The organism is Ruegeria sp. P8 (genome assembly GCF_056534665.1).
The window spans coordinates 1-12,932 of record NZ_JBQERC010000023.1 but is presented as its reverse complement, the minus strand read 5'-3'; the positions used below and the strand labels follow the sequence as shown (position 1 = coordinate 12,932).

At 60.0% G+C, this 12,932-nt stretch carries 8 protein-coding genes; 5 read left to right on the top strand and 3 right to left on the bottom strand.

Annotated elements, in window-relative coordinates:
- Positions 1–53: 53 nt before the first annotated feature.
- The 3 genes from ACR0BZ_RS18120 to ACR0BZ_RS18110 all read right to left on the bottom strand — a co-directional run bounded on the left by ACR0BZ_RS18120 (position 54) and on the right by ACR0BZ_RS18110 (position 5,633).
- On the bottom strand, positions 54–1,052 hold the full coding sequence (locus ACR0BZ_RS18120; RefSeq protein WP_480920929.1) for a hypothetical protein: 999 nt from the start codon (positions 1,050–1,052) through the stop codon (positions 54–56).
- Positions 1,045–4,758 carry a hypothetical protein gene (locus ACR0BZ_RS18115; protein ID WP_480920928.1) on the bottom strand — a complete coding sequence of 1,238 codons (3,714 nt, stop codon included), beginning with the start codon at positions 4,756–4,758 and terminating at the stop codon, positions 1,045–1,047. The genes ACR0BZ_RS18120 and ACR0BZ_RS18115 overlap by 8 nt, the downstream gene beginning before the upstream one ends.
- A gap of 245 nt (positions 4,759–5,003) precedes the next feature.
- Positions 5,004–5,633 carry a response regulator transcription factor gene (locus ACR0BZ_RS18110; RefSeq protein WP_480496195.1) on the bottom strand — a complete coding sequence of 210 codons (630 nt, stop codon included), beginning with the start codon at positions 5,631–5,633 and terminating at the stop codon, positions 5,004–5,006.
- A gap of 220 nt (positions 5,634–5,853) precedes the next feature.
- Here ACR0BZ_RS18110 and ACR0BZ_RS18105 point away from each other — a divergent pair, with 220 nt between their 5' ends.
- From ACR0BZ_RS18105 to ACR0BZ_RS18085, 5 genes are read left to right on the top strand one after another with little or no spacing between them, the layout of a single operon-like run.
- Positions 5,854–7,095 (top strand): pyridoxal-phosphate-dependent aminotransferase family protein, encoded by a 1,242-nt coding sequence (locus ACR0BZ_RS18105; protein WP_480920927.1) that lies wholly within the window; start codon positions 5,854–5,856, stop codon positions 7,093–7,095.
- Positions 7,096–7,110: 15 nt separating this feature from the next.
- Positions 7,111–8,310 carry a malate--CoA ligase subunit beta gene (locus tag ACR0BZ_RS18100; protein WP_209508189.1) on the top strand — a complete coding sequence of 400 codons (1,200 nt, stop codon included), beginning with the start codon at positions 7,111–7,113 and terminating at the stop codon, positions 8,308–8,310.
- On the top strand, positions 8,307–9,194 hold the full coding sequence (sucD, locus tag ACR0BZ_RS18095; protein WP_209508187.1) for a succinate--CoA ligase subunit alpha: 888 nt from the start codon (positions 8,307–8,309) through the stop codon (positions 9,192–9,194). Before ACR0BZ_RS18100 ends, sucD begins: the two co-directional genes overlap by 4 nt.
- Positions 9,194–10,165, top strand: a complete 972-nt coding sequence (locus ACR0BZ_RS18090; protein ID WP_480920926.1) for a 2-hydroxyacid dehydrogenase — start codon at positions 9,194–9,196, stop codon at positions 10,163–10,165. The genes sucD and ACR0BZ_RS18090 overlap by 1 nt, the downstream gene beginning before the upstream one ends.
- Positions 10,165–12,795 (top strand): phosphoenolpyruvate carboxylase, encoded by a 2,631-nt coding sequence (locus ACR0BZ_RS18085; RefSeq protein WP_480920925.1) that lies wholly within the window; start codon positions 10,165–10,167, stop codon positions 12,793–12,795. Before ACR0BZ_RS18090 ends, ACR0BZ_RS18085 begins: the two co-directional genes overlap by 1 nt.
- The last annotated feature ends 137 nt before the right edge of the window (positions 12,796–12,932 follow it).

The window sequence follows — 12,932 nt, the reverse complement described above, 5'->3', positions numbered from 1 at the left end:
ACCCCAAAAACCAAGTGCCGCCAAATCACATTGTTGCGGTCGCAGAGGGGGTCCTATGGCGCGGCAAAGGTGCTTCCCGTCCAGACATTGTCCAGTTGATTGAAAACCGGCGAGGTGATGAGCATCTCGGCAGGGTACAGCAATTGCAGCTCATCCGCGAACCGCGTGACGCCGGGTACAAGCCCGGTGATGTTCTGCCACGCGGCCCAGCTGCCGGGATCGGACAGGCTGGTGGGATTGCCGGGATCAGCCGCCTGGTGCCAACCGGCCGCATTCAGGATCGGTGTAAGGGCAAAGCGCGCATCGTTGCTGTCAACCTCGGAACAGGCAGCAGCATCGCATTCCCAGCTTGTCCAGTCTGCCGCCGCGATGGTCCCGGCAATCGGGGCGGCGGCGTCGATGACCCGTGCCAGAACCTCGAACCCGCCGCCCGCAGTCGGACGGCTGAGCGACAGGGGGTCGGTGGCCACGGCATGCAGCGCCGCGGTTGGTGCCAGGCTGAGGGTCCGACCGATCAAAGCCAGCTGTGCAATACCGTCGGTCACAGGCCCCGATCCGGCGGCCGGCAGGACCCTGACAGGTGTCAGGATCGGCATCGCACCGCCACGTATCGCGATCTCCTGCAACGCATTGTCGAAGGCCGGTACGAAATCACTACGGATCGTGAAGCTCAGCGGGAAACTGGCTTGTTGCGGACCTACGGGCCTTGCCCCGTCGCGGGTGATGAAAGACATCGGCGGAATGGCACCCGGCTGCGGCAGCGAAATCTGCGGTCCCGCGATACCCAAAGCGGCCGCGATCATGCGTGCGCGCTGTTCGGCCTCACCATACTCGCTCAGCAGATTGATATAGCCGCCGATCTCGGTGATGTTGCGCGGCGCAGGGATGCGCGATGGGGCAATATCGCCCGCAATGGCAAGCCTATGGGCAATCACCTCACGGGCACGCTGGATCGCCGGAGAGTTGGTCGTTTCAAGAATGTTGATGATCGCCTCGGCAAGGCTTTCATCAATTCCCGGTTTGTCCGTCACATTTGTGCTCGTGTCACTCATTGTCGTCCTCCGCAGGGGCGTTCAGGCCATTGAGGAAATCCAGCACCGACTGGCTGCCGGCCTTGGTCGCGCTGCCGTCATCAGCATCCGCATTTGCCTTGGTGAAGGCCCCGAAAAGCTTGGCCAGAAGCAGCGTGTTGGACGGGTTGGCCAAAGCCGTAGCCCCGCCGGGGAAATCCTTGAACAGGTTTTGAACGAAACCGACCCGGTTGCCATCCGGTTGCCCACCGATCAGCGCGGAAACACCCGAAGCGTTCTTGGCGATATCCTCAAACCCCTTGATCTTGGCGGCATTGCTGGCGTCGAATGCCTTCTTGTCAGCGGCGGCCTTCTTGGCCTCTTCCTCTTTGCGGGCGGCAGCGATTTCCTGACCTTTACCCGCAAGTTCCGTGGCCTTTCCAACCAGCTCCTTGGTCAGATCCGTCGCCGTGTCGATGGCCTTGTCACGCCCCGCAGCGACCGATTGCGTTTCAAGCGCCAGTTGCGCCTGCAACTCCTTCAGACCCGTCAGATCGGTTCCCGCCCGCGCAAGATCGGGCGCAGCCTTGAGGATTTCGGCCAATTGCGACGTGGGCACAGCCTGGCCGGTGCCAATGTCGCCCCCTGCAATGGTCAGCGTGTTCGAAGGCTGGTTGTTCGGCAGGTCTGACGGCGCACGTGTACCAAAGATGGCGTCACTGTCAGCAGGCAGGACCGGCGCGTCGCCAACCGGTGGCGGTGTCGGGCTGTCCTGCCAGTTCCAGAAGCGGCGATGGTCGATCATCTCGCAGGAATTGCAGCGGCCCAGTACAGCCTCGCCCAACAGGCCCCTGGTCGGCAGCGAGATCGTGCGGCGCGGTGGTCGGAAGTCTTCGCGATGGAAGGCCAGAAGACTGTCCTGAATGTCACCGGTCCGCATCTCCATCCGGTCGGCCAAATCGGGCGGGATCGAGAAGGGCATGATCATGGCATTGCCATAGAACCCCAACACCTTGTTCTGGACGGTGCTGAGCAGCGATATCTCGCTTGAGGCATCGTCCAGCCCGCCTTCCGGTACCCCGATGGTGAAGCGTTCCAGCAGGATCGCACGTTCTTCGTCCATCATGCTGGCCCAGATCACGCGGGAATAGCGAACGGTGTTGGCCACAACATGCTGGTACATCTCTTCGATGCGGCGCAGATCCCGGCGTGACAGAACGTCCGGCACCTCCTGCACGGAATAGGGCAGGGTGGCAGGCAGCGCCTGGAACGTGTTGTCATCAACAACGGTCTGGGCGTTTTCATTCATACGCGCCTCAAACTCGCTGACCATGGGCGGTCCTACCAGATCGTCAAAGTCCGAGCCCGAGATCGTGGTGCGAAGGCTACGGTTGATATTGCGGGTGGCCCGATCCAGATCGTCGGCATCTTCCAGATTGGCCAGATGTTCCCAGATGTTGAAAATATTGATGGGATCAGGACCGGTGTAGAACGAGTAGGCAAACGAACCCGTCCGCCTGCGCAGCTCGACACGCGCGATATCCGACCGCTCGACCGAACGGGGCAAAGCCACAGACCCGGTATAGGTCCGGCGCTTGGTCGGATCACGCCGCGCATCAGCCAGCCGGACAAGCAGGTTCTCGCGTGTTTCTGCTGGCAGGTCATGCAGGTTGTCGATGTCTATCGGCGATCCGGTCAGCGGAACAGGTCCGACCCGGTCGCCATCCTGCGTGAAGATCACGACAGAAATGTCATCGTTGGGCATGAACGTGCCCTGCGCCTCGAAACTGACGATGTCCTGTGCGACGCCGGGCGCGTTCTGCGGTGTTGCGTCTTTGTCCGCATAAAACTCTTCCAGAAGCTTCAGGGCGCTGCGGAATCTGCGGCGGTTTCGGAACACGCGCCGGAACACTTCTGCATGGCGCAGGATGACCTTGTACCGGCTCAGCAATCCGGACCGGGTGACATTGCCCGGCAACTGGTCACCTTGCCCCAGACGGCGGAAGCGGATGAGTTGCATCGGCACAAAGACCACCAACTGCACGCCCTCGATACGCGTTTCCAAAGAAAAGTCGCGCAGGACTTCGAACCATTGCATGGTCATTGCGTGGCAATGATTGCGGTTGGCCACGAATTTCGTTGTTGCCGTTCGCCGATCCGTCGCAGTTGCAGTGCGCACACTGGTCCGTGCCGAGTTGCGCTTGACCGAAGCCGCCCGTTCAAGCGCGGCAGAGAATGTCTCATGGGTGTCGGACAGAAAATCGCGCGATGTGTTCTGCGTGTTGGACGAATTGCCGGAAGAATTCGAACTGGACCGTGCTCCGCTGAAGCCCACGCCGCCGACGATGGCCCCGATGCCTCCGAACAGGCCGCCACCAACGCCACCTGCGCCTCCGAAGCTCTTTGAAAAAGCGCGGGTCGAAAACGAAGACGTACCCTGAATTACCTCATCCAGCGCGCTTTCAAACGTACTGTCAAAGGACGTGTCGCGGGCTTCCTCGAATTCCTGTTGTTCTTCAAATGTCAGGCTCTCTCGTTCACGTACGCTCAGTGTTTCGCGCTGTTCCGACACGACAATCCGCTGCTCTTCTCCGGGGGCAAGCGGTAGGGAATAGACCAGCCGACCCAAAGACATGCCAGCGTGGACAGCCGTCGACCGCATCTTGGCAATATACCCAAGCGCAAGGCTCGACGCTTTGGGTACATCCTGCGGCCGTTCCTCCAGATCTTCAAAGAAGTCTTCGATATCAATGGGTTCGTCAATCGGAATCCGGTCTCGAAAATCCCAATCACCCCCGTCGTTGTTGAACGCGGCCAGAAGCGTTTCGGCTGATAGATTGGCCTGAGCAAAGGCTGTGCCCGGGATAGTCGTCACAAAGCGGCCCCCACCTATGGGGCGCGTTCGAACGATATTCTTGGGCCCGACGAGGGGATCAATCAGCCGGTACAGAACCGAATAGCGCCGCCGTGAAACCGTGCCGCCTTCGGTTCGGTACTCCGACGCGCAATCGCCCTCGCCCAGCACGATAGGGGCCTGTGTACCGGTGAAATCTGATATGTTTTCTTCGGCATCCTCGGGATCCACCGGCAAGATATCGGCCAGCTCACCGACGATCGAACGCTGCAAAGGCAGGAGCGTGCGATCCAGCACCACAAGGCCCATTTCGCCGTCCAGCGCGTCAACGCGCGGCACGGCTTCTGTCAGGGTGGTGTTTTGACCCCTGATCCGCAACCGCAGGCCGTTCTGTGGCAGGCGAAGATTGGGCAGATCAAGCGAGAAGATCCCGCGCGCGTCCGTGACGGCGGCTTTGACAGCCCACGAAAAATCTGCGTTGTCGATCCCTTCATTGGCGGTAAAGGTGGGGCGCAGGACCTCGACGATCACACGTTCGGCCGGGGTCCCGTCAGGGTTGATCAGTTCCCCCCGCAACTTCGGGGCGAGGGTGGGAACGACCGCCCCCAGAAAGCCTCCGGCCAGATCTTCGCGAATGGTTGCAAGCTGGCGAAAAACCGCACCAGTCGACTGGACGCGCCGGTCGACCAGATCGTTGATCACTTCTGAGGACAGCTCAATTCCGACGCCACGGCGCAATGCCTTGAGCTTTTCCGCCTCAACCCGCTTCTGATCCTCAACGCTGTGCGCACCAGCCGCGACAGTGCCGGAAATTTCCGCTGATATCGATGGGCTTGGCCGAAGATTTGGTAGGGACAGCGTTATGCGCGGGGGCTCACTGCTGGAGTCGGACATGAACGTCACCTCTCGAGAAAGAGCTGAAAAAACGAGATGTCAGAAAAATAAGTCAAATCATTAAAGGTGACCCAAGGTAACATGTCTGGGGGATTCGCGGAAGCAACGCAGGGTTGTACCCGCTGCAACGCGCGGCAAAGCGCTCAGGGCAAGCGTAGTGTCTCTTGCCGCTGACGGTATCCAGAATTAGTCAGGGCCAGAGGAAAAACCTGTCGGGAAACACCAGCACCCAGATCGCCTTTGGTCTAGTTTCGCGACTGCTGAGAGGAATAGAAATACGCAATGGCCTGCGTGCGGTTTTTGACACTCAGCTTTTCATAGATGTTGGACAGGTGGAACTTGACCGTGTTGGTCGAAATCTGAAGTTCCTTTGACAAATCCCGGTTCGACATTCCCTGCGCCAGCGCCTCCAGAATTGCGCGTTCTTTACGCGATAGGCTCTGGATCGGGTCCTGTTGCATTTTCCGGATATCTACGAACGGGAACACCATCTTACCCGCCGCGACTTTGGCGCAGGTTTCCAGCAGGCCCTCAACCTCGCCCGTGCGGGCGGCAAATCCAGCCGCACCCGCCTGCATCGCCAATCGCGGGACATCGCCGCCAGTGTCGCCATAAACGACAAAGCGCGGGGCGTTGGGCTGATCGCGCAGAACTTCGATCAGTTTGGCAGCGCCTAAAACCGGAAGCGTCCAGTCGACGACACCGACCTGAACGGGAACCCGCATCACCGTTCCCAGAAACCCTTCGGCCGTTGCTGACGTGGCCATCAGCGAGAATCGGGGGTCCCGCTCGAATATCTCGGACATGGCCGACAGAACCAGCGGGTTGCCGTCCGCCAGCATGATGTCGATGGGTTTGCTCGGTGTCTCAACCATATGATTTTGCCCCGAATTCGGAAAAAACTACCCATAAGGATAGGGTGTTTCTTTGTATACCTTCGTATTTTTACCAAAACGGGTAGGTATTGCCCCATCCTATTGGCCATCCAAAAGCAGTAGTAAGTTACGTTGCGTCATAAGGCAAGCTCGCGTTTCCTGCTCGGTAACTTGACACAACGGGCCGCAATGCCCGGCCAACAGCCGAGGATGCCAGACCATGACTTTTCAGATTTTCCCTCCGCTCGAAATCCCTCAGACCCTCGCTGCGGGGCCGGGACCGGGCAACACGGATGCGCGCGTCCTCAAGGCCTTTGCCGATGCAGGCGTTGCCGATCACATGCAGGGTGACGTCCTTAGGGGGATGATCGAATGCAAACACATGCTGCGGAAAATCTGGGGTACCCAAAACGCCTATACCTTTGCTGTTGCCGGCACCGGTTGGAGCGCCCTGGACACCATGTTTTCGGCTGTCATGCCTGGCGATAAGGTCGTTGCTTTTGCCAACGGGACATTCTCGGGGATCGACGCGCTGACCCTGCGGATCAAGGCGGCGACGCCCGAAGAACATGCAGCCAACCCGATGGCACCTCAGGCCGCCAGCGTCACCGTGATCGAGGTTCCGCACGGCCAGCCGGTCACCGGTGATCTGGTCGAAGCGACGCTGGCGCAGCACAAACCGAAATGGGCTTTCATGGCGCATTGGGAAACCGGATCGGGTCGCATCAATGACCTGCGCGGATTTTCCGACGCGTGCGAACTTCATGGCGCGATGGGTCTGATCGATGCGGTGTCGTCTCTGGGCGTCGATGACTTCTCGATAGACGATTTTCAGGGTATCGCCGGATGGGCGTCCTGCCCGCAGAAAGGTCTGTGCTGCCTGCCGCTGACCTATGCCCCTGTCAGCTTTACCGACGCCTATATCACCTCACTGAAAACCACCGGTGCATATACCTATGTGCACAATCCCATCTTTGAGGCCCGCCATTGGGGCATTGTCGATGGGCAGGATGTTGAAAAGGGCACCTATCACCGCACCCATTCGGGCTACGCCGTTGCGGCCTTCCATGAATCCCTGCGCCTGACCCTTCAGGAAGGTCTGGCCAAGCGGTCCGCGTCGTACAAGACGCACGAGAAGGTTCTGCGGGACGCCGTCACCGAAATGGGCTGCGAGGTCACCTCCGACATGCCCAGCCTGATCGTGCTGAACCTGCCTCCGGAACTGGCTGGCCGCGAGATGGAACTGGTCCAGAACTGCCGCTCGCGCGGGTTTGGCATCTGGCCGACGCTCAGCGAACCCGTGCAGGTGCGCATCGGCATCCTCAACCAATTGAACCGCGACGCCGTCAGCCGGATCGTGCGCCTGTTCGCCGAAGCCATCCGAGAGCTGGGCGGAACGGTCGACCAAGACGCAATCGAAGACCTGCTGGAAAGCCGTTACGGCACCTCAATCGCTGCATAAACAGGAGCGGATCAGATGGATATTCACGAATACCAGGCAAAGGAAATTCTTTCGAATTTCGGTGTCGCCATACCGTCCGGCGCACTGGCCTACAGTCCGGAACAAGCGGCCTATCGGGCGCGTGAACTGGGCGGTGACAAATGGATCGTCAAGGCGCAGGTCCATGCAGGCGGTCGCGGCAAGGCCGGAGGGGTCAAGCTGTGCAACACCGAAAACGAAATCTATCAGGCCTGCGATGATCTGTTTGGCCGCAAGCTGGTCACGCACCAGACCGGCCCCGAAGGCAAAGGCATCTATCGCGTCTATGTCGAAGCCGCCGTGCCGATTGACCGCGAGATCTATCTGGGTTTTGTCCTCGACCGGTCCAGCCAAAGGGTGATGATCGTGGCCTCGTCCGAGGGCGGGATGGAGATCGAGGATATCTCGGCTGACCGCCCGGAAAGCATCGTCCGCTCCATCGTGGAACCGGCGGTTGGGCTTCAGGAATTTCAGGCGCGCGAGATCGCATTCAACCTGGGGCTTGAACCCAGGCTGATCCAGCAAATGGTGCGTACATTGCAAGGCTGCTACGCCGCCTTTAGCGAGCTGGACGCGACAATGGTCGAGATCAACCCGTTGGTCATCACGGGTGACGACCGGGTTCTGGCGCTTGACGCCAAGATGAGCTTTGACGACAACGCCCTGTTCCGCCATCCGCAAATCTCTGAACTGCGTGACAAAAGCCAGGAAGACCCGCGCGAAAGCCGCGCGGCCGACCGCGGACTGTCTTATGTCGGGCTGGACGGAAACATCGGCTGCATCGTCAACGGCGCTGGTCTGGCGATGGCCACGATGGACACGATCAAGCTGGCTGGTGGCGAACCTGCAAATTTCCTCGACATCGGGGGTGGAGCGTCGCCTGAACGGGTGGCCAAGGCGTTTCGTCTGGTCCTGTCAGACGACAATGTTCAGGCCATTCTGGTTAACATCTTCGCCGGTATCAACCGCTGCGACTGGGTGGCCGAAGGCGTTGTTCAGGCCCTGCGGGAACTTGACCTAGACCTGCCCGTCGTCGTGCGGCTGGCTGGAACAAATGTTGAAGAGGGTCAGAAGATTCTTGCCAAGTCCGGCCTGCCGATCATTCGCGCCTCAACGCTGATGGAGGCGGCAGAACGCGCTGTTGGCGCATGGAAAAACGACCTTACTCAAGGCACCAAGATGAGGGCTGTGAAATGAGCATTCTTCTCGACCGTGACTCGCGCGTTATCGTGCAGGGCATCACCGGCCGCATGGCCCGGTTCCATACCAAGGACATGTTGAACTATGGCACCAATGTCGTGGGCGGTGTCGTACCCGGCAAAGGTGGCGAAACCGTCGAAGGTGTTCCGGTCTTTGACACCGTCAAACAGGCCGTCGAGGCGACCGGCGCGGACGCCAGCCTTGTTTTCGTACCCCCGCCATTTGCGGCTGATTCAATCATGGAAGCCGCAGATGCCGGTATCCGCTACTGCGTCTGTATCACCGACGGGATTCCGGCGCAGGACATGATCCGGGTGAAGCGGTACATGTACCGCTACCCGAAAGAGAAACGCATGGTGCTGACCGGGCCGAACTGTGCCGGTACGATCTCGCCCGGAAAGGCGCTGCTGGGCATCATGCCGGGTCACATCTATCTGCCCGGCCATGTCGGCATCATCGGCCGCTCGGGCACGCTGGGCTATGAGGCTGCGGCGCAGCTGAAAGAACGCGGCATCGGTGTCTCGACCAGTGTCGGGATTGGTGGCGACCCGATCAACGGGTCATCCTTCAAGGACATCCTGCAGCGGTTCGAAGAGGACGAGGACACCCATGTCATCGCCATGATCGGCGAGATCGGCGGCCCACAGGAAGCTGAGGCTGCCGAATACATCCGCGACCACATCACCAAGCCGGTGATTGCCTATGTCGCGGGTCTGACCGCTCCGAAGGGCCGCACCATGGGCCACGCGGGTGCGATCATCTCGGCCTTTGGCGAAAGCGCTAGCGAAAAGGTCGAGATCCTGTCCGCCGCCGGGGTGACCGTTGCCGAAAACCCCGCGGTGATCGGTGAAACAATTGCCCGTGTGATGGAGGCCGCGTGATGGTCAAACCCTCGGTTCTTGTGACCCGTCGCTGGCCTGCCGCCGTCGAGGCGCAGCTGGCCGAGACCTATAATGCCGTTCTGAACACCGGGGACAAACCCATGTCCCCGGCCGAAATCCGGCAAGCCTTGAAAACTTATGACGCGGTGCTGCCAACTGTAACGGACACACTGAGCGCCGAGGCAATGGACGTCCTTGGTGCACAGACAAAGATCCTGGCCAATTACGGTGTCGGATACAGCCACATCTGCGAACCGTCGGCGCGTGAGCTGGGCATGACCGTGACCAACACGCCCGATGTTTTGTCCGAATGCACCGCTGATATCGCCATGACCCTGCTGCTGATGGTGGCCCGGCGCGCGGGCGAGGGTGAGCGCGAGCTGCGGTCCGGCAACTGGACCGGATGGCGGCCCACGCATCTGGTTGGAACCAAGGTCAGCGGCAAAACGCTGGGCATCATCGGCTATGGCCGCATCGGGCAAGAGATGGCCCGCCGTGCGCATCATGGCTTTGGCATGGACATCCTCGTCTACAACCGCAGCCAGATAGCGCCGGATGTGCTGGCCAGGTGCAATGCAACGCAGGTGGCCTCGATTGACGACTTGCTGCCGCAATGCGACTTCGTCTCGCTGCATTGCCCCGGCGGGGCTGCCAACCGGCATCTGATCAACGCGCGCAGACTGGGCCTGATGAAGCCTGATGCCTTTCTGATCAACACCGCGCGCGGTGAGGTGATCGACGAATGGGCGCTGATCCAGGCCCTGATGTTCGAGATGATCGGCGGGGCCGCGCTGGACGTGTTCGATGGTGAACCCCGTATCAGCCCGGACCTGCTGCAATGCGACAACCTCGTGATGCTGCCGCATTTGGGCAGCGCCACCCGCGAAGCGCGCGAGGCGATGGGGTTTCGGGTTCTCGATAACCTGAGTGATTTCTTTGAAGGCCGAGAACCCCGGGACCGCGTGATCTGATGCAAGCGCTGGCCCCGAATATTCAGCCCACCCCCAACCCTTCGAGCTATGCCGAAGGGTTGCGCTCGGAATTGCGGGCGTTGTGGCGGAACATATTGCTGAAACGGGCGCCACATGTTGCGGCATGGGCCGAGGTCACGCCGCTGCAACCCATCCCGCCGGGACCCGAGGCAACGCCGTATTTGCAGGCCCTTTCTATCTGGTTCCAACTGTTGTGCATCATCGATGAAAATGCCGAGGTTCGGGATCGTCGACTGACCGAAACCCAAAACGGCGCAGAAGCGGTTGAAGGCGGTTTTACCGAAGCCCTGACAGATTTGTCCCTGACGTGCAGTCAGGTGGAAAAGCTGACCGCTGACCTGTGTACCGGTCCCACTCTGACCGCGCATCCGACTGAGGCCAAGAGGGTAACGGTTCTGGAAATTCATCGGCGTATCTACCGCAACCTCGTCAGTCTTGAAACGCAACGCTGGACTCCGACCGAACACGCCGAATTGTTGAATGGTCTGGAGGGAGAAATTGATCTCTTGTGGCTGACCGGCGAACTTCGCCTGTCGCGCCCAAGCCTGCACGACGAGATCGAATGGGGGTTGCAGTTCTTCCGCGATGCAATCTTTGACGCCGTGCCGCAGGTTATGGGCCGCTTCGATCAGGCTTGCCTGCAAGTGCTGGGCCGTACGCTGAGTGAAACACCCGATATCCGCTTTCACAGCTGGATCGGCGGCGACCGGGATGGCAACCCGAATGTCACGACCGAGATGACCGCATTGGCGCTGAAACGCGGTCGCGAAACAGTTCTGGATCTTTACCGCCAGGCTCTCGAACGTGCCGCAAGCAGGTTGAGCATCAGCGCGCTGATATTGCCCTTACCTGAGCCTGTCAGGACGCAAGTACAAGCGATAGTCGACCGGGCTCCGGTCGCCGGACGCAATCGGAATGAACCGTTCCGGCAAGCACTCAATGCCATTCGCTATCGGCTGACAAACAGCGGCTATGATCACATCTCGCAATTCGTGGGCGATCTCGACACGCTTGATACCGCTTTATGTGCGGTCAACGCGGATATTCTGGCGCGGCAGCACATCCGTCCGCTGCGCCGGGCCGCTTCGGTTTTCGGGTTCCGGACCACAACGCTGGACATCCGCCAGAATTCGACCGTCACAACCGACGTTCTGGCCGAAATCTGGTCGCATAGCGGAAAGGTGCCGGTTTACGGCACAGCCGAATGGTCTGCCCGCTTGCGAACCGAACTGGCCGATCAGAACCTGCCCTATCAAAACCGCGACGCGTTAAGCGATCAGGCGCGGGAACTGCTTGCTCTTCTGGCTCTGGTCTATAGCGTTCGATCGGGACCGGACCCCAGGGCAATAGGGCCCTTCATCCTGTCCATGACCCGTTCGGCCGACGATATTCTCGGCATCTACCTGTTGGCCCGCTATGCCGGGTTTGGATCTGAAACTCTGGATCTTTCGGTAGTCCCATTGTTCGAGACGATTGCCGATTTGCGAAATGCCCCATCGATCCTGCTGGACGTTCTGGCTGTTCCGCTTGCCCGTCGCAGCCTCAAAACCGACGGTCGGGTAATCGAGGTGATGCTGGGATATTCGGACAGCGGCAAGGACGGGGGCTATTTCTGCTCAACATGGGAGTTGGAGCGCGCCCAACGCCGGATCGTCTCGGCGCTGGCTTCGCAAGGTTTCAAGGCCACGTTTTTTCATGGTCGCGGCGGCTCGGTCAGCCGGGGCGGTGCACCGACCGGGCGCGCCATCGCCGCGCAACCCAGTGGAACAGTTGCCGGGCGGCTGCGCGTGACCGAACAGGGCGAGGTGGTTTCGGCCAAATATGCCAACCGGGGCACGGCTGCGGCGCATCTGGAGTTGTTGCTGTCAAGCACGATGCGCCATACGGCGACCCCTGACGAGGCGCCTTCACGGCCTGAATTCGATGACGCATTGGATGCTTTGTCAGAGTTGTCACAGACAGCCTATGTCTCGCTTTTGCAGATGCCGGGTTTTCTGGACTATTTCCAGCAGGCGAGCCCTGTCCAAGAACTTGCCCGCCTGAAAATGGGGTCCCGTCCGACCCGCCGGTTCGGCGCGGCCAGTCTGGATGACCTGCGGGCCATTCCATGGGTCTTTGCGTGGTCGCAGAACCGCCACCTGATTACTGGTTGGTACGGGTTCGGCACCGCCATGGCCAGTTTTCGCAAGTTTCGCGGCGCGCGCGGTGATGACGTGTTGCACGACATGTTTCGACACTCCCGCCTGTTCCGCCTCGCCGTCGATGAGATGGAAAAATCGCTCTATCAGACGGATATGGGAATCGCAGCGCAGTATGGCGAATTGGTCTCTGATATCGAGATCCGCCAACGTGTATCGCAGGTGATCAAGGCGGAATACGATAGTGCCTGCAAAGCGATCCGGTTTCTGACCGGTGGTCAGGTCATCGGCCATCGCTTTCCCCGCCTTTGCGAGAGGTTTGACCGCAAACAGGCCGAGTTGGCCCGCATTCATGCTCTTCAGGTCGAACTGCTGCAACACGCCCGCAACGAACCGCAGGCAGGGTCAGTTCCCGTGCCCCTGCTGCAATCCATGAATGCCATTTCCGCTGGTCTTGGCTGGACCGGCTAACCATTTTCAGGAGACCAAAACTGTGAACGCCCCGCATCGAACAGATGGATTTTTCACCCAGTCCTTGTCGGACCGCGATCCTGAGCTTTTTGGCTCGATCCGGTCTGAGCTGGGTCGTCAGCGCGACGAGATCGAGC

Excerpts from the sequence above, each read along its gene's own strand:
- sucD (WP_209508187.1), top strand. The coding sequence starts at position 8,307 with ATGAGCATTCTTCTCGACCGTGACTCGCGCGTTATCGTGCAGGGCATC.
- ACR0BZ_RS18110 (WP_480496195.1), bottom strand. The coding sequence starts at position 5,633 with ATGGTTGAGACACCGAGCAAACCCATCGACATCATGCTGGCGGACGGC.
- ACR0BZ_RS18085 (WP_480920925.1), top strand. The coding sequence starts at position 10,165 with ATGCAAGCGCTGGCCCCGAATATTCAGCCCACCCCCAACCCTTCGAGC.
- ACR0BZ_RS18105 (WP_480920927.1), top strand. The coding sequence starts at position 5,854 with ATGACTTTTCAGATTTTCCCTCCGCTCGAAATCCCTCAGACCCTCGCT.
- ACR0BZ_RS18115 (WP_480920928.1), bottom strand. The coding sequence starts at position 4,758 with ATGTCCGACTCCAGCAGTGAGCCCCCGCGCATAACGCTGTCCCTACCA.
- ACR0BZ_RS18100 (WP_209508189.1), top strand. The coding sequence starts at position 7,111 with ATGGATATTCACGAATACCAGGCAAAGGAAATTCTTTCGAATTTCGGT.
- ACR0BZ_RS18090 (WP_480920926.1), top strand. The coding sequence starts at position 9,194 with ATGGTCAAACCCTCGGTTCTTGTGACCCGTCGCTGGCCTGCCGCCGTC.
- ACR0BZ_RS18120 (WP_480920929.1), bottom strand. The coding sequence starts at position 1,052 with ATGAGTGACACGAGCACAAATGTGACGGACAAACCGGGAATTGATGAA.